General features: G+C 54.7%; 15 protein-coding genes. 4 read left to right on the top strand and 11 right to left on the bottom strand.

Annotated elements, in window-relative coordinates; translation table 11 throughout:
- Positions 1 to 6: 6 nt before the first annotated feature.
- A complete protein-coding gene (locus BM205_RS17365; RefSeq protein WP_092416130.1) occupies positions 7 to 2,079 on the top strand; it encodes a hypothetical protein in 2,073 nt (690 codons plus the stop codon).
- Between the two features lie 1,082 nt (positions 2,080 to 3,161).
- Positions 3,162 to 3,818, top strand: a complete 657-nt coding sequence (locus BM205_RS17360; protein ID WP_092416129.1) for an inovirus Gp2 family protein — start codon at positions 3,162 to 3,164, stop codon at positions 3,816 to 3,818.
- 1,099 nt (positions 3,819 to 4,917) lie between these two features.
- Here BM205_RS17360 and BM205_RS17355 read toward each other — a convergent pair.
- From BM205_RS17355 to gspG, 11 genes are read right to left on the bottom strand one after another with little or no spacing between them, the layout of a single operon-like run.
- On the bottom strand, positions 4,918 to 5,466 hold the full coding sequence (locus tag BM205_RS17355; protein ID WP_175511305.1) for a type II secretion system protein: 549 nt from the start codon (positions 5,464 to 5,466) through the stop codon (positions 4,918 to 4,920).
- Positions 5,467 to 5,474: 8 nt separating this feature from the next.
- Positions 5,475 to 5,870: a type II secretion system protein gene (locus tag BM205_RS17350; protein ID WP_092416128.1), complete on the bottom strand. Its 396-nt coding sequence runs from the start codon at positions 5,868 to 5,870 to the stop codon at positions 5,475 to 5,477.
- A 4-nt stretch (positions 5,871 to 5,874) separates the two neighbouring features.
- Positions 5,875 to 6,432 carry a type II secretion system protein gene (locus tag BM205_RS17345; protein WP_092416127.1) on the bottom strand — a complete coding sequence of 186 codons (558 nt, stop codon included), beginning with the start codon at positions 6,430 to 6,432 and terminating at the stop codon, positions 5,875 to 5,877.
- A 16-nt stretch (positions 6,433 to 6,448) separates the two neighbouring features.
- Positions 6,449 to 8,908 (bottom strand): secretin N-terminal domain-containing protein, encoded by a 2,460-nt coding sequence (locus BM205_RS17340; protein ID WP_254783934.1) that lies wholly within the window; start codon positions 8,906 to 8,908, stop codon positions 6,449 to 6,451.
- Positions 8,905 to 9,483: a hypothetical protein gene (locus BM205_RS17335; RefSeq protein ID WP_092416126.1), complete on the bottom strand. Its 579-nt coding sequence runs from the start codon at positions 9,481 to 9,483 to the stop codon at positions 8,905 to 8,907. The genes BM205_RS17340 and BM205_RS17335 overlap by 4 nt, the downstream gene beginning before the upstream one ends.
- Positions 9,480 to 10,094, bottom strand: a complete 615-nt coding sequence (locus tag BM205_RS17330) for a hypothetical protein (protein WP_092416125.1) — start codon at positions 10,092 to 10,094, stop codon at positions 9,480 to 9,482. Before BM205_RS17330 ends, BM205_RS17335 begins: the two co-directional genes overlap by 4 nt.
- A complete protein-coding gene (locus tag BM205_RS17325; protein ID WP_092416124.1) occupies positions 10,091 to 10,642 on the bottom strand; it encodes a hypothetical protein in 552 nt (183 codons plus the stop codon). The genes BM205_RS17330 and BM205_RS17325 overlap by 4 nt, the downstream gene beginning before the upstream one ends.
- Positions 10,639 to 11,499 (bottom strand): hypothetical protein, encoded by an 861-nt coding sequence (locus BM205_RS17320; protein ID WP_092416123.1) that lies wholly within the window; start codon positions 11,497 to 11,499, stop codon positions 10,639 to 10,641. The genes BM205_RS17325 and BM205_RS17320 overlap by 4 nt, the downstream gene beginning before the upstream one ends.
- Entirely contained in the window at positions 11,492 to 13,192 is a 1,701-nt protein-coding gene (locus BM205_RS17315; protein ID WP_092416122.1) for a GspE/PulE family protein, read from the bottom strand. The genes BM205_RS17320 and BM205_RS17315 overlap by 8 nt, the downstream gene beginning before the upstream one ends.
- Positions 13,189 to 14,388, bottom strand: coding sequence for a type II secretion system F family protein (locus BM205_RS17310; protein ID WP_092416121.1), 1,200 nt, complete (start codon positions 14,386 to 14,388; stop codon positions 13,189 to 13,191). The genes BM205_RS17315 and BM205_RS17310 overlap by 4 nt, the downstream gene beginning before the upstream one ends.
- Positions 14,389 to 14,404: 16 nt before the next feature.
- Entirely contained in the window at positions 14,405 to 14,851 is a 447-nt protein-coding gene (gene gspG / locus BM205_RS17305) for a type II secretion system major pseudopilin GspG (RefSeq protein WP_092416120.1), read from the bottom strand.
- A gap of 263 nt (positions 14,852 to 15,114) precedes the next feature.
- Between gspG and BM205_RS17300 the strand changes: the two genes are divergently transcribed.
- Both BM205_RS17300 and BM205_RS17295 read left to right on the top strand, forming a co-directional pair.
- Positions 15,115 to 16,242, top strand: coding sequence for a cytochrome-c peroxidase (locus BM205_RS17300; protein WP_217646055.1), 1,128 nt, complete (start codon positions 15,115 to 15,117; stop codon positions 16,240 to 16,242).
- A gap of 248 nt (positions 16,243 to 16,490) precedes the next feature.
- A partial coding sequence (locus tag BM205_RS17295) for a beta strand repeat-containing protein (RefSeq protein WP_092416119.1) occupies positions 16,491 to 19,366 on the top strand: 2,876 nt, incomplete at its 3' end.

Raw genomic sequence — 19,366 nt, 5'->3', positions numbered from 1 at the left:
AAGAAGATGTCAGATAACATCGCTGAACAGGAACTGGTCCAGAACAGCCGCATCTTCTACGAACCCTTCTTACCTGGCGCAGTAATGCGCCTACGCAACCAGGCTTTGGCCCTGGTGGTGGGGGTGTCCGACAAGGAAGAGGCTTTGGAAGGGTTGGATCGCACCCAACTGGTGGATGCAGTGCGCAAGTTCCTCTCCGACTGGAAGATCGCCGGCGGCTCGGTGGACGCCTTCGTGGAAGAGGCGGCCGAACGCAACGAATTCCGGGTCCAAGCGCCGTTCGAGATCTACGTGACGCCATTCCCGCTGGCCTTGCGTTGTCAAACCTGTGGTGCTTTGGAGAACCACGACAAGCCGCGGCGCCAGCACGAGCACATCCTGGCTTCGACCGAGTTCAGGATATCTGGCGGCAACGGTCATAGCAAGGGTGTCATCCGTTGCCGGGAGAAGGGCTGCAATGGACGCATGCAACAGGTCCCCTTCGTGGTGGTGCACCGTTGCGGGCACCTCACTCCGATGAACCTGCCGGGGGCCGCGCGCGGGGTGGCTCGCTTGGGGCTGCGCCACAACACGGGTATGTTCCGCCAGAACACCTTCTTTGACCTCTCGACCAACGAGAATGTGGCGACCGCCTATGCCGAGATGTGTCCGACCTGCTCGGTCGGCCGGCCACTCGACAGTTCGACCCTTCAAAAGGGCACGCCGGTCAGCGGCGGGGACGCCTTCTTTCCTCAGGTGATTCAGTTCGTGGCGCTGTCCAAGAAGCCTGGCGAGTTGGTCTCCAATGTTCAGTCGGAACTGGGTCGCTTGCCCGAGGGCACCTTGTCGGGGCGTGCCAAGGACCTGGCCGAAGGTGTGGCCTATGGTTTGCTCGGGTGCATCGACAGCGAAGCGCTGCAAGCCCAGTTGCTGCAGATCCTCGACGGGGGCGTTGCATCGACCCAGGATCTGGAGAACATCAAGCAGGAGCGCCAGAAGCTCGAAAAGGAAATCGCCGGTCTCGATGTGCTCATCGCCCAGGGCATGGACTTCACTTCGATCCGCGAATCCTCCCGGGAGAAGCTCTCCAAGCTTATCAGCCGCATGGGTGCGTCCGAAGGTACCTTCGTCGACGTTCGCAATTATATCGACAGCGATTCCATCCTGCTCAATCTGATTCGGCAGCGTCGCACCATGGAAGCGGTGCTGCTGCGCCACGACGTGGGGCGGCAGGGCATTGGAAATGCCATCCAGAATACCGCGGACCCAGTGGTCAAGCTCAGCCGATCCGAGGACTGGAAGTATGTCCAATCCAACTTTGGGGTGCAGGACATTGCGCACATTCCCGACCTGAAGGTGGTTCTGACTGCTGTGGGTTTCACGCGCGAGAAGCGCGAGCCGGAGCGCACCCCTGACGACATTCCAGTAAAACTCAACCCGTTTGAGGATCGGGTGCGCTCCGCAGCTAAGGGCAAGGCCATCCTGTACGCCTTCAGCGCGCAGACCGAAGCCTTGTGGGTTCGGCTGGATCCGATCAAGGTACTCCAATGGTGCGTTAAGCACGCTGGCTGGGATGCGCCGCCGCCTGAGGTCATGGCGTCGCCTGCACGGGCTCAGGCCCATCTGTTGGCGCACAGTCCAGCCTTGACCGCCGCGCCTGGCTCAGCCGCAGAGATCACCAAAGCCATCGGTGCGTCGGCTACGGCGCCGTTACACCTGCTACACACCATCGCGCATGCGCTGATGCTGACCGCGCGCCGGCACAGTGGGTACGACAGCCAAAGTCTGACCGAGTACCTGATGCCGATGGATCTGAGTTTCCTGATCTACGTCACCTCGGTACAAAACTACACGGCCGGCGGCCTATTGACGCTGTTCCAGCACTACCTAAAGCTCTGGTTCGAGGATGCGTCCCTGCATGCCTTTAACTGTGCGTTCGACCCCATCTGCTCGGACGTCGGGTCGGCCTGCCCAGGGTGCATCCAGATCACCAGGGGTTGCGAGACCTTCAACGCTGGCATATCGCGGGCCTACTTGCACGGGGGCTACGTCGACAAGACGCAGAGCCTGTGGGTGCCCACGGGGTATTGGCAAAGCTGAGATCGACAGCATGTCGAATACGTTGCGCTCCACGCTTGTCCATGGGCTGGCGGCTCACCTGAACGGCCTACCTGTGGATAGTGCTCGAAGCCTAGTTCATGAGCTGACCTGTGAGGTCATCGTCCATGTGTCTGGGGCGTCTGGTGCGCGCAAGCTACTGCCGTCCCTTAAATATCAAATTGATTTGTCTTGGCGTGCCTACAGAAGGATGGAGCCTTTTAAAGGTCAAATTGAGGCTCGCCTTGTGGCACTTGGACTCGCAAGCGCATTTCCCGTTAACCCTCCCAAGGGTAAGAGATCCAAGCCGTCCGGGCCAGTCTCCAATTCCGCAATGCCTTGACTTAGTGGTGCGCCCGCGGCAGCAAGAATGTTAAAGCGAAACCTATAAGCCAAGAATGAAAAGGATATTGAACCGACTTCCCTTTATCTAGTGTGACCTGATATTGCGCTACACCGCCGAGAGTGCTGAGCCGATGATTCAGTCTTGTCCAGATTGCTGTCATAATTTCCCAGAGCAATCGATCTGTCTCCCCAGCGTGTATTCGATCACCTTTTGAACCCTGCTAGGTCAATATCGGAGCTGTGAATTTCGGTATTGGTAATATGTTTTGTATAGCAATTGTTATGTACTTTATGCAGTCATTTCTTAATGGTTTATTTAATACTTTATGTCTAAAGGATTGCTCGGTAAACAGACCTACATACATCATCGAAAAGCATTCGCCTGCATTGAACGAATAGAGCAGACATCGTTCCGTTCGAACGGAACGTATAACTGACGACAACATCGTCGGGTTCATCGAGCATTCATAGCACTTGTTGATCTGTGTGCTGCACTTGACTTGATAGTGCAGAACTATCTCGCACATGGCACACGTCCTGGTGTTCAAGATCCCCGACTGGGATCTACATTACAACCCCCATCTACGATCACCTTAATCGAATCCGGTCGCACTAACGACTCGTACGTGAGGCGTCATGCAACGTCGACGTTACGGGAATCACGACACAGTGATCGCGATTGCACGTGATAAAAAATACTCTATGTCCTGATGATGTGAACCTCATCACTGGAGAATAAAATGATCCGTCATCCCGATAATTCGAACCTAACCCTTCACTACGACAGCATGTACCTGGGCTTGCCAATCCAAGTGCAAAAGGGCCCATTCATACGCGAGTATCTACATCGACTTCATCAAACGATGTCTCGCACCATCGACCAATATCGCCGCGTATTTGCGTTCAGACTCGATCTTCGTTTCCCACCTGGCCTGATCTCACATGACATCTCCGATGACAATCAAATCATTGAGCGTTTCATCGGATCATTTAAGGCCAAGATCAAACACAACCGACAACTGGCGCTGCGAGCAAACCAGTATGCACATGACACTGTAGTGAGATATGTCTGGACCAGAGAGGTAGGCCAGCAGGGCCGTCCCCATTACCACTTAGCCATCTTGCTGAACTTTGATGCATTCAGCTCGCTAGGCATATTCTTCCCGGGGAGGGATAACATGTTTAACCGACTTCACGATGCCTGGGCAAGTGCGCTAGGACTGCCATCAGAGAACGTGAAGGGCTTGGTCCATATACCGGATAATCCCTACTACCACATGCGCCGCGACGACCATGCAGTCATCGCTGATTTCTTCTTTCGAGCGAGCTACCTCTGCAAATCAGCCACTAAGTCTTTCGGGAATGGCAGCCATGGATTTGGTGCAAGCAGAGCCTAGTTAGATTGCTTGCGACGTTTCTATGGAAGGAGACGAGCGAGCATGATATTCGGGCAAGTAGGATTCGATAGAGCTGGTAATCATGATTAGGCGTACTAGCTCAGGCTTGACTCGACATTCGTTGTACGACATCTTCGTCCTAAAACTACGTAAAGCATTCTAGCCGGCGCCATGGGGTGCCGGTTTATGCTGATCTGAACTCTGAGGAGATGTTCACCAATTGGATTGAACGCAGTGACAGTAATGTTTTACCCGTTTGGCGAAGGTCTCAAAATGTCGATCACGATATTTGTGGGTGACGACCTAGAAATGATAGTTCAAGCCGGTTATAAGGGCCGGGTCCTCCAGCCCATCCGAAAAGTCGTGTCGCTTGATGTGATGCAAGTTGGGTCATAGAAAGACAAAGGTTGGCTTTGATGGCCGTGGAGGGCCTCCTCTTGGGTCGGGTGCTGCCAGAGCCGCTCCACTTACGAATGTCCGCAATCAGTATAGTAATGGCCGTACCAGCACCCAACGCAACCAGCCCCGCCACGACCGATCAGCAACTGATCGCAGCCGCCATAATTGCGGCCGCCCCGTAAAGTCGGGCGCTTACTTACGCAGTCGAGCGGTGCGATGGCGCCTGAGGGCGTGCGGTGTGGTACTGGGTCGAGTGTGTCTGTGCCCGAGCACGTAGCGGCTTTTGTCTCAATGGCAGCGGCCCGTATGGGTATGCCTCAACCGGACATCAAATCCGAAAAGCAAGATGGTATCTAGAGATTGAATATAGCGAATCAACGATTCTGTTCGTCCTTCAGAAACTAGATCCTGCGGCGTCTTGTAGTCGAACGTAGGCAAAGTATAGTTCTTGAACCAGAAGATCGTATTCTCAACATTGCCCACGGCATTGGCGGCTGCGCGCACGACCGCAACCGATTCTCGTAAATAACTTGACAGACTTCGTGCTTGAATTCTTCGGTGAATTTTTTTGCTGCATTTACACCTCCGATAGTGGAATAACGCCTTTCGAATGTGTCTGTCGATCCAGGGGGTGTCCAATTGTTGTTGAATCGGCCGCGGGCAGTCTTGGTTCCGACTTTGCGGGCGATGAAAGCCGGATCTACCTTGTCGGCGGAATAAAGGGGCGTGCTAACTGCTGCGTATTTGAACTGTTAAGAGGATTCAGATTGGCAGTCGTCGCCATGAATACCCAATCGGCGTAAGACTTCTTATCCGCGAAGTTCTGGAACGCCGGATCAAAATTCCCGATCTTGATCGGCGTAGCTGTCGATAAGCTATACACACCGACGATGCCTTTCCCATCGATCGATAACACAATGCCCCATTCCGGCTTCCCACTAATCGGATCGGCGTAGAGCTTGCGAAGATGGCGCCGAATGCTCGGGTAGCGCGGATCTTTCAACAAATCAGATAACGTACGCGGAGCGGCTTGCTGGCCTATCGGGGTGGCATTTGCGTAGCTCACTAGCGCGCTACGGAACTCGCTGCCGATAGCCAATAATTCTTCTTCTGCCTCCCGGCGTTGCAATACGGAGCCCATTTGTAACGTTGCCGCGGCCGCCACACCAATGATCGCCAATAAGATCAGTAAACTGAGATAGGCGAGCCCCGCGTGGTATTGCGTGTCATGCATAAGGCGTCTGCTCATGCTACCTCCTACAAATCGGCAAAGGCCTGGCCATGGCGAGTATTACCGAGGGCACCGCTCTTGATGCTATAGACCTTGCCCTTTTCTGGGTCGTCCGGCGCCAAGATAATCCAGGTGGCATTGCTACCGGTAACAGGATCGTAGGGCAGGGCACGCAAATACTTCCTTTCCACCAGCTCATCTAAAGACTCTGGATAGCGCCCGGTATCGCCGTAGAACTTATCGATGGTTTCACGCGTGGCGCGCAGATTTTCCTGAAGAATGGTCTCTTTGGAGGTGTCGATGCTCTGGAAGTAGCGCGGTACCGCAAGCGTTAGCAACAATGCGACGATCGCCAACACGACTAGCAATTCGATCAATGTAAAGGCGCGTTGTCCAACACCTCTATTAAGCCGCTGTCTCATGTGCTCACCACTTTCTGTAAGCCAGGCCATTCAAACCTACTTTGGTCGAGGTTGAGTATACGTCGTATACATCGTCGCCTTCCTGAGGATCAGATGCCTCGCTGGCATAACTGCGTTTACCCCAGGACGCCGCTTCGAGACTATCCACATCCGAATTCATTGGGTCGCGCGGTATGCGACGCAGGAAAAAAATTTTGTTGTGATGCGGATCGCGTTGGTCGGGTACGCCGTCCACTAGGATATCAAGATCTTTGGGATAGCCGCTGCTGCCGACTGGACGCGGTATACGCCCTTCTGCGCTAGCGCGCTGATAGGCATCGATGCCGCTTCGTATCTCGCGCAGAGCTCGCCGTAATTCCTGTTCCTGGCTGCGTTGAAGCGCTACCTGAGCGACCGGTACCGCAATGCTAGCCAGTACAGCCATGATGGCCAGCGTCACCAATAGTTCTATCAAGGTAAAGCCGCGCGCGCTCCTCGTTTGCTGACCGCTTGCGGCGCATGCCGAAGGGGGGAGGCCCTTACCTAGGGTAGGCACAGCATTTACGGTGTCAGGGAGAATCATCGCTGTTTTTCCAGCACTATGGTAATACTTGCACCGTATACGGTGCAGGGAGCGTGGTCGCAATCGGAACGCCCCCCACGCCAGACAGTGCAGCGTTTGACAACTGCACATGCGTGGTGTCTGCAGCGGTCAGTGTACGAAACGTGATGGAAGTAACGGTTCCAGCAGCGGTCGCGCCGGCGCCACCGCCGTTGAGGACTGCATCGGATATCAGGATTTGACCGCTGGGATCGATACGGCTGGTGAAACCGGTTTGTGCGCCACCTTGTTTAAGGAAATCGCCCTCCACGATATTAATCGCTTGCAGTACCTTGGTGTCAAAGGCTATCGATATGGGCAAGCTACTAATCGGCTGGGTCGATTGCAGCGCTAGGTTCAGCGTCAACGTACCGCCGACTTTTACCTGCGCTGGTCCTTGCCACGACAGTTGTGCGCTGGCTGGCATTGCGTCCGCGCCATTATTAATAGTGCCATTATTGATTCCTCCGCTGTTGTATGCAGCACCCGTTCCAGGGGGAGGTGCTGGCGGCGAATTAGGTGTCGGCAGCGGCAGTGTCGCGGTACCGGGAGGGCTAGCAACCTGGGGCGTTGATGACTCGCTCGGCCCGCCACTGGGTGACTCGGGACGATTGCGCAAGCTGTTTTCTGTACCCGCCCGGAATTCCGCTTGGGTCGCGTCCGGACGCTGGATATTGCGGATCAAATGCGGTGTGATTGCTAATACAATCTCAGATTTTTCACGGTCAGTGGTTCTATTGCCGAACAAGTGGCCAAGGATAGGTATTTCTCCCAGCCCCGGAATCTTGTTGCCGGATCGTCGGTCCTGGTCGTTGATAAGGCCCGCGAGCACCTGCGTTTCACCATCCTTCAAGCGCAATACTGTGCTCGCGGTGCGCGTACCGATTTCGTACGCGGTGGAACCGGTCTGCGTCTTGATCTGGCTGATCACGTTACTTACTTCCAGCGACACCTTAATTGCAACGTCATTGTCGAGATAGACGGTGGGCTCCACATTCAGAGTCAGGCCGACATCTACGTAGTTGATCGATTCCGATGCAAAGCCGGTTGCGGTTGAGGTGGTCGTAATATTCGGGACTCGCTCACCGATCAGGATCTTGGCTTTCTCATGGTTACGTGCGCGAATACGCGGATTCGCCAGCAGGTTGGAGTCAGTGTCCTGCACATTGGCGTTAGCGGTGGTCGTACCTATTGTGGCGCTCAGACTTCTACTGTTTTGATGCAGCAGGTCATTGAGGGACAAGCTGTTGGGAGGTGTGACCGTTGTGCTGCCAGAGCCTGTTCCAGTCGATGCTGTGGGCGTAACAGCCAATGCCAGTGGTGTCAGGCCGAGGCTGGCCGGCCATTGAATGCCTAGCTGCTGTAGTCGCGTGTGGGCGATTTCCAGTACTTCAACTTCCAGCATGACTTCAGGTTCCGCAACGTCTTGCAACGCAATTAGTTTTTCTGCCAACCTGATTGCTTCCGGGCTATCACGCACAATCAGCAAGTTCAATTTTTCGTCAATCACGATATCGCGCGATTTGACAATGGTTTTGAGGGTGTTGGCAACCGCTTTGGCTTCCGCATTGGCCAAGAAGAAGCTACGCACCACCATTTCCTGGTAATCCTTCTGCTTGGCCGGTGTGTTCGGATAGATCAGAACGGTGTTGGCATCCAGTACTTGTTGCTCCAGCTGATTGGTCAGCAGGGTAAAGTGGACGACCGATTCTATCGTGCTGTTTTTCAGGAAGATCGACGTCTTTTGATCGGTTTTGACATCGCGGTCGAACAGAAAGTTGAGCCCGGATGTACGTGCGATCACTTCAAACAGCACTTTGAGCGCCACATCCTTGAACTCGATTGAGATCGGTTTTTTGTATTTGGCCGCTAATTGCCCTTCCATCGACAAAGTAGTGGTGTTTTCCGCAAGGCTGCGCTGCAAGGCGCGTGCTTGTTCATGTGTGGGATTTTCCGTCAAGATATTGGCTAATTTCAACTTGGCGCTCCCGGCATCCTTCTTGTTCACCGCCGTACTGGCTTCCTGTAGCCATAGGGCATGGCGCTTGGCAGTGTCAAGCGTCTGCAGACCGGCACGCGCGCGTTCATTGCTCGGGTCCAGCGCCAGCGCGTGGCGATATAAAGGTTCAGCCTGATCGTTTTGGCCGCTGGCTGCCAAGCGGTCCGCCTGCTCCAAGTAGCTGCTCAGTGCACGCTCGCGCGCGCGCAGATAGGCCGCACGATATTCGGCATCGTGCGGTTCCTGCGTGCTTGCCTCTTGTAGTTTTGTCAGACCTTCTTCCACCTTCCCCTCAGCCACCAGCGCTTTGCCGTCGCGGAAAGCCATTTGCGCAGCGCAGCCGACCAATAAGAATCCAGTCAGGGCAATACCGAGTAGTTTGATGCCGCGTGCAAATTGAGACGTTACGCGAGGATGCGCGGAAAGTTTAGACAGTTGTGTGAAGCGATGTAGCATCATTCCACACCCCCAATGGAAAGGGATTGCACCTGCTTAAGCGGGAGATAGGTCAGCGTCATCGTGGGCGGCCGGATAGCATCGACGCGATAGCTGTCGTCTATTGTCGACTGTTCATGGACGATAAAGGTTTGCTCGCCGCGCGCCAGATACACTTCCCAGGTCACACCTTCGATTTTTTTGCCGAGAAATGTAAATGGCAATGGCGGCGCGGTCGGCGGCGATGGGGGGAAGGGGGATTGAGGGGACGGAATCGGCATCCAGCTGTGCGTGTCGAACAGAGCATCCATCTGCTTTTCGGAAGGTCTGCCGCCGATCAGTTCTGCGCGTGAGCGTAAGACTTGGATAACGATTTCTTGCTTAGATACGACGGTGTCTGAGTAGCGCGCATCGGTCGACGCTGTGTCAGTTGTGGATGTCGACGTAACTTTGACAGAGGCAGCCTCGTGTGTACTAATCTTTGGTGCGCCGTGTGTTAGCGGCTCCGCGATGCCTCCGCTTGGAGTCTTGTCGCCATACAATGCGAGCCAGGCGGCGACCAACACGCCGGCGGCTAACAAGATGTGGCGCGGCTTCACGGTTCGCGCTCCTGTAACGGATCTGGGCTGACACCAACGCCGTCGCGTTGGGTATTCAAATATACAGTGAAGTGCAGCTTGGCTTCCAGCTGCGGGTTGGCGATCGATTCACGCTTGAAATGCATTTCGTCAAGCGAGACAAACGGGATGGACAATAAAACTTGTTCGCAGAACTGGCGGATCGCCGAATAGGAGCCCTTGAGTGGCAGGAGTATGCGATAGGTGCGGAAGCGGCCGTTGCGGTCGTAAGTCAATTTGTATTCCGCCTGACTCAAGATCAAGCCGTTCTTGGCGGCGAGCGCAAACATTGTCTCGATCTGTCGCTCGGTGTCATGCTGCTCTCCGAGAGTGTCGTAAAAATCGTGCAATCGCTGTCCCGCCTTCGACGGAGCTGGCTCCGGAACGGTTGCCGGTGCGGCGCCCAACGCTTTGTGTACATACAGCAAGGCTGCGTTCCGAGTGTTAGCCTGCGCCTTCAGTTGCGGTAGGCCCCACAACCAGGCGAGAGCGCCCAGTACACAAAGTACAGCGGCGAAGCTGTTACCCCAGCCGTAGCGGATCAACGTCAAACGCAAACGCAAGCCAAGTTGTACAAGGGAGGCGAGTGTCATGAGGTATCCTTTGCCCAAATTGCTTCAAACTGGAAGCGTAAGGGACGATCGGGGTCTTGCTCATTGATTTCGTGTCGCGTCAATACCACTTCCGCAAAGAAGGCCTGGCGCTTCAGGTTTTCAATATAAGCGATCATGTCGGCGCTGTTTTTTGCTTCTGCCGTGCCTTGGAGCATACGGCGCTTGGCGTCCGGTTCCAATGCCAGCATGGCAATCGTGTTCGGCGTGGCAGCTTGCACTGCATCCAGCATGTCATGCCAGGGCAGATTCAATTGCGCGATAGCATGGTTGACGGCACCGGCTTGTTCCTCCGTGATGGCTGCTTGTTTTATTAGCGGTTTAGGCGCGTTGCGTCGCTGTAGGGCGGCATTGAGGTGCGATAATGTCGCTTCTTGGGCTGCGTTGCTATTCAATAGAGTGCGTGCGGCCAGCCCAGCGCTGATACAAAGCGCTAAGCCGACACCCCCAAACAACCAGGTCAATGCAGTAGTCCGATACATGCAGCGACGCAGCGTACGCGGTGCAAAGTCTATATGCAGGGACTTCATGATCGCATCCCGCTGCGCGCCAGCGCTACTTCAGGCGTTAGAGCGTGATTGCTTACTGCATTATCGTCACGGATGTTGGACGTATCTTCCAGATTGAAACAATTAAAGACTTCGTCGGACGGGTCTGCCGAGACCCAGTATCTTGCTTGATCGCCGCACAATTGCAACTGCTTCGGTAGCGGCAAATTCAGGCGCAGGGCTTCGCGCATCACTTGCTGCTGCAGCCAGCTGCGCGCGTCACCATCAACCGGAACGGCTGTGGCGCGCACTGCGCACAAACGTTGTTGTGCGATCGCAGCGAGGACCAAAGTCCGGTCTTGTACGATGCCAAACCAGCTCCCGTTTCGCAACGTCTTGTGCCAACGGTTCCACATGCGAACGAATTGCGGTGCGACGTCCACTAGGTGCAATTGATTTTCCTGAGCGATCTGCTGTAGTGCGCAGATTAACGTACGGGGTACGGCGCAGGCCAGAAAGGGATGCCGTGCGTCCCAATCGGCTTCCAGCTGCCACTCGTCCAAAACGGTGCCATATAAAGCTTGAAAACGCATGGACGCCGCCGCTTGGCAATCATCCAGGCGAGCGCTATTGTGCGGCGGGGTGACGACGAATAATCGTGCCCAATTGTCGGCCAGCGTTACGCGTAGTGGCAGTCCGCGGCAGGCGCTGTCATTCAGTATGATGCGGCATTGGGTTGCCAGTCGCTCTGGAACGCTGACCGCCGCTTCGGCTAGAGCCTGGTCGGCCAGCACGACAGTACGCCGCCGCCCACCTGTGCGGAGCACGGCGATACCGGTCTTCGACAATCCGATGCGTACGCTGCCAACCGGCAAGCGAATAGTTGGCCATTTACGCATGTAGGGTCACCCGCTTGATTTCATCCAGGGTTGTCTCGCCACGCTTGACCAGCTCCAGCGCAGCCTCACGCAGGCTGCGCGTACCGTTTTTCCGGGCGGTTTCCTTGATTTGGCGGATAGGGCGCTTTTCAATGATCATCTCGCGGATTTCATCATTCAAGCTTAAAATTTCGGCAATTGCGCGGCGGCTCTTGTAGCCGGTGCCGCGGCAGTCGCCGCAGCCCTTGCCTTGCTTGAATTGAAAATCTCCTACCTCGGTGCGTGTAAGGTTGGTGCGCGCGAGGTCGTGGTTGGTAGGCACATACAGGGCTGCACAACGCGGACAGTTCAATCGCACCAAGCGTTGGGCCCAAATCCCGTTCAAGGCCGATACAAAGGCATACGGATCTATCCCCATGTGACTGAAACGCCCGAATACGTCAAACACGTTATTCGCATGCACCGTGGTTAATACCAAGTGGCCAGTGAGTGCCGATTGCACTGCTATTTCCGCCGTTTCCCGGTCGCGAATTTCGCCTACCATGATCTTGTCGGGATCGTGCCGCAAGATGGAGCGCAGGCCCTTCGCAAAGGTCAGACCTTTCTTTTCATTGACGGGGATTTGGAGAATACCTGGAAGTTGATATTCGACAGGATCTTCAATCGTGATGATCTTGTCGCGCCCATTGTGAATCTCAGTCAGCGCAGCGTATAAGGTCGTGGTTTTACCGGAGCCGGTGGGGCCGGTTACCAGCAACATGCCATAAGCTTCTTCTGCCAGTTCACGCAGACTGACTAACGAGGAGGCGTCGAAACCAAGTGCTTCCAGCGTTAGTGCACCATAAGCTTCGATCATGGCGCGCTTGTCGAGAATACGGATCACTGCATCTTCACCGTGGATGCTCGGCATGATGGAAACACGCAAATCGATTTCGCGCCCGGCAGCCTCAACGCGAAAACTACCGTCTTGGGGGATGCGCCGCTCGGCAATATCTAGTTCAGCCAATACCTTCAGGCGCGAAATTACCTGTTCCGCCGTCTCGATGCCGTTCACTGAGGTAGCATGATCGAGCACGCCATCGATCCTGTATTTGACCGCCAGACCGCCTGCGGTGCTCTCCAGATGGATGTCGGAAGCGCCGGTTTTGAGCGCATCATAGAGCGTAGAGTTGACAAGCCTGACGGCGGGGCTGGCGGCGGCACTGACCGAGGCGAACGACAGCACGGCGGCGGTCTTGCCGTCGCGCCGGTTCTCTGCATAGGTCGGCGCCAGGTTGTCTACCGCCCGCGCAGACTCTTCCTGTTTGGATAAATAGGCTTGGATATCTGCCAGGAGCGCAAGGCAAAGTGTGAGCGGCGCCGCATTCGGTATTTTAGCCTGGGATTCTAACCAGATTTGCAGGTCTGGATCGAAGGGATCGGCGATCACGCCAAGCAGCTGGCCGTGCACATCGCGCAGCAAGGCGCAGCGACGTTGCATGGCTTGTGACAGCGGCAGTAAATCAAAGGCCGGGACCAAGGCCAACATCTCGACTGTTTCCAGCACGCGTAGATCGAAAATGGCGGCGATTGCCTGTACCAGTTGACGTGGTTCGGCGGCGCTCAAGGTTTCTAGTTCAAGGATCACCGAACGTTGCGATTGCGCCGCCAGCGCGCGCGCCTGCTGCAGCAGGCCCAGCTCAAGCGCAAACGGATGTAGGAGTGCGACGCTCACGAAAAACTCCCGGCCAGATCGAAAATGGGCATGTAAAGCAGTACCACGATCGCGCCCACCACGACGCCGATCGCGGCCATCAGCAGCGGCTCGAAAACGCGCGTAAAACGATCAATCCAGCGGCTGATCTCGCCATCGTAGAAGGCCGCCGATTGCGTCAACATCGATCCCAGTTCGCCGGAACGTTCACCCACGCGCAACATGCGCAGCGAGATAGGAGTGGTCAGGCCATTGCTCTCGAACCCGGTTGAAATCTGATCACCGGATTGGACGGTTTCGGTGGCGCGTTGCAGGCGGATCTTTATGTCGGGTGAGACCATCCCATGTACGGTTTCTAGTGCCGCGACGATAGGTATTCCGCCTTCGAGCAGCATACCTAGGGTCAGGTACAAACGCGACAGTTCGTAAATCCGCACGCGCTCGCCAATACCTGGCAGACGCGCCAGCAACTTGGCCACGCCACCTTTGGTCAAGACGTGACGCAACGCGAGAGTAAGTGTCGACATCAACAAGGCCGCTCCTAGTAGCAGGGTCTTAGTGCGCGTCGCGGCGAAGTGGCCCCAGTCCAGCAAGATTTGCGACATCCATGGCAGGCTACGTCCGGCGCCTTGATACACTTCGGCAAAGCGCGGTACAACGTAGCCGATTAAAAAGAAGGAGACACAACCACCTACCAGCAGCAAAATGGCGGGATAGATCGTCGCACTGATTATCTTCGCGCGCACACTATCGATTCTTTGCTGATAGTCGATATAGCGGGCAAGTGAACGCGGCAAATCGCTGGTGCCTTCCGCAGCTTTGACGATGCCGACATATAACGGCGGGAACAGGTCGCCCTGTTCGGCAAGCACACTGGAAAAACGCTTGCCCTCACGCAGACCAAGCAACAGACGGCCCAAAATTGCACGCACGCCTAAATTGGCTTCCTTCTCCAGCAAGGCTTCGAGTCCCTCGACGATCGACAGGCCGGCACGCAGCAAAGCCAGTAACTCTTGACTGAACATCACCAGCGGCAATTGCCGACGTCCTGATGCGTTCTTGCGCGCACCTAGCAGTGCTGCACGTTTCGGCGTAACAGCCGAAGGAAACAAGCCGCGCGCCTCGACTTGCCGGCGGGCATCTTTTTCATCGGCTGCATCGACGGTGAGCAAGGTAAGCAAATGATCAGGCGACAGGGCGCGAACATCGAATTGCATATGCTGCCAATCTCAATCAGTTGTTAGTGATATCGGCGTTCTCGCCTGTGCCCCCTGGCTGACCGTCCTTGCCGTAAGAAACGATCTCGAATTCTGATTTGCTGCCAGGTGATTTGTAGGTATAGGCATTACCCCAAGGATCGACCGGCACGTCTTTTTTCAGGTACGGGCCGTTCCAATTGGTAGCCGTGGCCGGCTTGTTGAGTAGGGCGTTCAAGCCTTCTTCACTGGTGGGGTAGCGGCCGACGTCGAGACGGTACGTGTCGAGGGCCTTTTCGAAAGCCCCGATCTGCGCTTTGGCGATCGTGACTTCAGACTTGCCAAGTTGCCCGAGATATTTGGGACCCACGTAGGCGGCCAGCAAGCCGATGATGACAATCACCACCAACAGTTCGAGCAGAGTGAAGCCTACTGAAAATGTCGGCGGGGAATATGGGATTTCTTTGACGCACTTTTTGCCCATGTCAGCTGGCCTATTGTTATCGTGCTAATCACATACTGGGGGAGGCTAGCATGCTAATCGGTACAAGAAAAGCATTTTGTGATGCGGAAAAGAAAAATTTTCTAATTTGTAAATTTCCTTTATTGAAACCTTGAAGTTTTTTTAATGAATACTATACTTCGGATCAATTCCAAATAGGAAATATTGCTTTGCCAGTAATTTAAAGCAAGCCATGGACAGCGCGATTTGGCTGCGCTGAAGCGGCACACGTTTGGGGACACCAAATGGTTTTGCATGATATGAATTATTTATCGCAAATAATTTTATCGATCACGTTCGGTGCCTTGCTTTGCGTGCCGATTTGTCTGGCAGCGCACGAAGACAGCATGAAATTGGGCTTGCCGCCTGTTCCCAATCCTGTCGAAAATCCTCTTTCTTCTGCCAAGATCGCCCTCGGTCAAAAACTCTTCTTTGACAAACGCTTAAGTGGAGATGGTTCGATAAGCTGTGCGTCTTGCCATCACCCCGAACACGCGTTTTCAGATGGATTGCCCGTAGCCAAAGGCATTGGAGGACAGCTCGGCACGAGGAATACGCCAAGTCTGATGAACGTTGCGTTTAACGTTACGCAATTTTGGGATGGACGACGGCCTTCTCTGGACGCGCAAGCTCTTGACCCTTTCGTCAATTCGCACGAGCATGGACTCAATAACCAGCAGGCACTGATTGAAATCTTGCGCAGCGACCCTGAGTATGTCTCCGCGTTTCAAACTGCATTCCAAGTGTCCCCCAGTAGGATTGAAGCCAAGCATATCGGTCAAGCCATTGCTAGCTTCGAGCGTACGCTTGTGGCAGGAAACTCGCCATTCGACCAATACTTTTTTCAAGGTGACCGAACAGCACTGTCAAGAAGTGCTGTGAACGGGTTGTCATTGTTCCGAGGTAGGGCAGGATGTGCGACCTGTCACACGATCGAAAAGACGCATGCCCTTTTTACCGACAACGAATTTCACAGTTTAAGCATTGGACTGAAAAAAATCGAACTTCGGCTCGCCGATATCGCAAAATATTTAATCAAGGCGAGAGACCGCGGCGCCAATCTCGATCAGACAGTGATTAGCGATAAAGATATCGCGGCGCTTGGTCGGTTTGCGGTGACATTCCAGCCTGCCGATATCGGTAAATTCCGTACCCCTAGTTTGCGCAATGTCGCGCGTACAGCACCCTATATGCATGATGGCAGCATTGCGAGTCTGGAAGAGGCTGTGGAACTGGAACTCTATTATCGCAGTGCGGAGGCGGGGAGACCGCTAATTCTGACCCCTCTCGAAAAATCTGATCTGGTGGAATTTTTAAAATCGTTGAATAGTCCACCACAGCTTTCTGAGACTCTGCACACAACAAAAGAATAAAAAATATAACAGGCAACCTAGATGCTGAATAAATAGCTGTCAGGTGTTTTGTTTTGTTTTGTTTTGTTTGAAGGGGATCCTCCATCGAAGATTTTTAAGAGACGCTGGTCCGTGGCTCTCTTAAAAACCACCTACAGACAACCTTTGTCGTTGCCATTTCATCTCGTTAGTCTGCGTATTGTATTACCCGGTTTAGCTACAGCCGATCAAGCAACACCCAACAAATTATAGAAAACAAGGGGTGGGCAATGCAGCATAAAATCAAAAAACTTTGTACGCAGCTTGTGGTTACTGCGACGACATTGGCTGCCATGTTCCTGCAAAAGTTCAGACAAAAACTCAAGCTGCAAGTCGGCTTGGGCGCATTTCTGCTGATGTTGGCATTTTTATCTGCCGCACCGGAAGCTAGCGCAAAGACTGCACAAACGATCACCGGCTTTTCCCCGACGACACCCATCACGTACAGCACAGGGAAGACTTTTACGCTCAGTGCGACAGGCGGCGGGTCGGGTAACCCTGTCACGTACGCTTCTACCACAACGACAATCTGCACTGTTGCGGGCAGCACGGCAAACGTACTGAGCGCCGGCACATGTATGCTCACCGCCAATCAGGCGGGCAATACACACTACAACGCAGCGCCGCAGGTCACTGCCAATGTGGTCATTAATCCAGGTAGCCAAACCATCACTTTTGCTGCGCTGGCAAACAAGACCCTTGGCGACACGCCATTCACCGTGTCCGCAACATCGAGTTCTGGGCTGGTCGTGGCTTTCACGTCAACCACCTCTTCGGTGTGTACGGCATCGGCCACAACCGTCACATTGGTTGGTGCGGGTACCTGTATCATTGCCGCGAATCAGGCTGGCAACAGTGGCTACAGCGCAGCCGCGCAGGTTACGCAATCGTTTATTGTTGGTGCAAGCATTAGCTACATTTACGATCCCGTTGGGCGACTCGTAGAAGCTGTCGCCCTTAATGGCACTAATAGTCAATACAGCTACGATGTTGTTGGCAATATTCTCGCCAGCCAACAGCACGCTGGCGCCGCAATTTCTATTACGGAATTCATACCAAGCAGCGGACCTGCGGGAACAACGGTAACGATTTATGGCAGCGGATTCAATCCCACACCCGCCAATAACACAGTCAATTTCAACGGCGTCGCGGCAACTGTCGCGACCGCGACAGCAACCTCTCTTTCCGTCGTTGTACCAACTTCAGCGACGACAGGTCCAATTTCAGTCACGAACACTAACGGCACTGTAACTAGCGCTGCGCCGTTTACCGTCGGACCTTCGCTTCCGGCGGGCAGCAACCCGATTGCAATCAATTTGGCGCCGAATCAGTCAACTAGTTTTAATTTTTCCGGCGTAGCAGGGCAAGGTTATGAACTTGGACTCACAGGTGTTGCGACCACCCCGGCCGGTGGCTACCTAACTGTAACGGTTACCCAGCCGTCCGGCACCACACTGGTGACGTGTTCAGTGGCTTCGGATGCTGGGTGCGTATTGCCCTACTTGCCGGTCTCAGGTACTTACACAGTGACACTCACAGCGGGATCCGCAGCAACTACGCTGAGCGTGCTTTTGAATCTAGATTTGTCGGGTGTGTTAACTGCCAATGGCCCCGCCCTGAACTTCAGTCCGACAAGGATCGGGCAAGCGGTTAGTTACTCATTTAGTGGTACTACGGGGCAAAATCTGAGCCTCTACTTGAACGGCGTCACCTTCCCCCGAGATACCGGCTTCTATGTGTATAAACCGGACGGCACGCAGCTGAATAGCGGTTCCGTAACCCACAACAGTGGAGTGGCCAGTTGGGGCGAACAGACGTTGACCACGTTACCGACCACGGGTACATATTTGGTAAGGGTAATTCCAACAGGGGGCATCGGTGGTGAACTGACGATAGCACTTAGGGCAGAAGTCACTGGTACGCTGACGGTCGATGGAAGTGCGACAGCAGTTAGTCTCATGGCAGGGCAGCATGGGCGCTACACTTTCACCGGCAATGCCGGTCAAAGCTTGGGACTAGGTTTAGCGGGCATCAACACGCCCCCGGCCAGCACCATCATCACTGTCACGATTAACAAACCGGACGGCAGCACTCTCGGTAGTTTCAATGTTTCGGGTCCGGACTACGCCTACGCGCTGCCGTTGTTATCGGTTACCGGCACTTACTCGGTGTTGGTGGATCCAGGGAACAGCACGGTGACGTTCAATCTGTTGGTCAGTTCGGACGTGACGGGTAGCTTGATTGCTAATGGCGCCGCCTTGAACTTCAGTCCGACGCGGGTGGGACAAGCGGCTAGCTACACGTTCGCCGGTACCGTTGGACAGAGCGCAAATCTGTCCATGGCGGGTGATACTTTCCCAGGTTACACCTACTTTACTGTGTACAAACCGGACGGCACAACACTGACGTCCAATTTTGTGTATTACGGCAGCGGGGCGGGCACCTCGGGCTCGCTGTCGTTGTCCAATTTTCCGGTTACGGGCACCTACACAGTAAGGGTGACACCGGCAGGTAGCCTCGGCAGCGTCTCTGTGGCTTTGAATGGACCCGTTGCGCTGACCGTCGATGGCGCTGCGACGGCTGTGAATCTAACGGCTGGACGCAACGGATTGTTTAGCTTCAGCGGCAATGCCGGTCAAAGCCTGGGGTTGGGTTTAGCGGGCATCAGCACGACCCCAGCGGGTGGCTACATCTCCGTCACGATAAACAAGCCGGATGGCAGCACTCTGGCTAGCTTCAATGCTTGGGGTCCAGACAATGCTTATGCGTTTCCGGTATTGCCAGCGACCGGCACCTACTCGGTGCAGGTGAATTCAGGGAACAATGCGGCGGCGTTCAATCTGTTAGTCAGCTCGGACGCAACGGGTAGCCTGACCGCCAATGGTGCTGCCCTGAACTTCAGTCCGACGCGGGTGGGACAAGCAGCCAGCTACACGTTCGCTGGTACGGTCGGACAAACCATCAATCTGTCCGTAGGTGGCGATACCTTCCCAGGGAGCACTTACTTTACTGTGTACAAACCGGATGGTACGCAGCTGAATTACACCTGGATAAACAGCAATGGGGCAGCCACTTCTGGCTCGCTCACGTTATCTAACTTACCGGT

The sequence above is a fragment of the Collimonas sp. OK307 genome, from assembly GCF_900113705.1.
GTDB lineage: Bacteria > Pseudomonadota > Gammaproteobacteria > Burkholderiales > Burkholderiaceae_D > Collimonas.
Note: the sequence above shows the minus strand (reverse complement) of the source record. Positions and strands in the feature narration are given on the sequence as shown.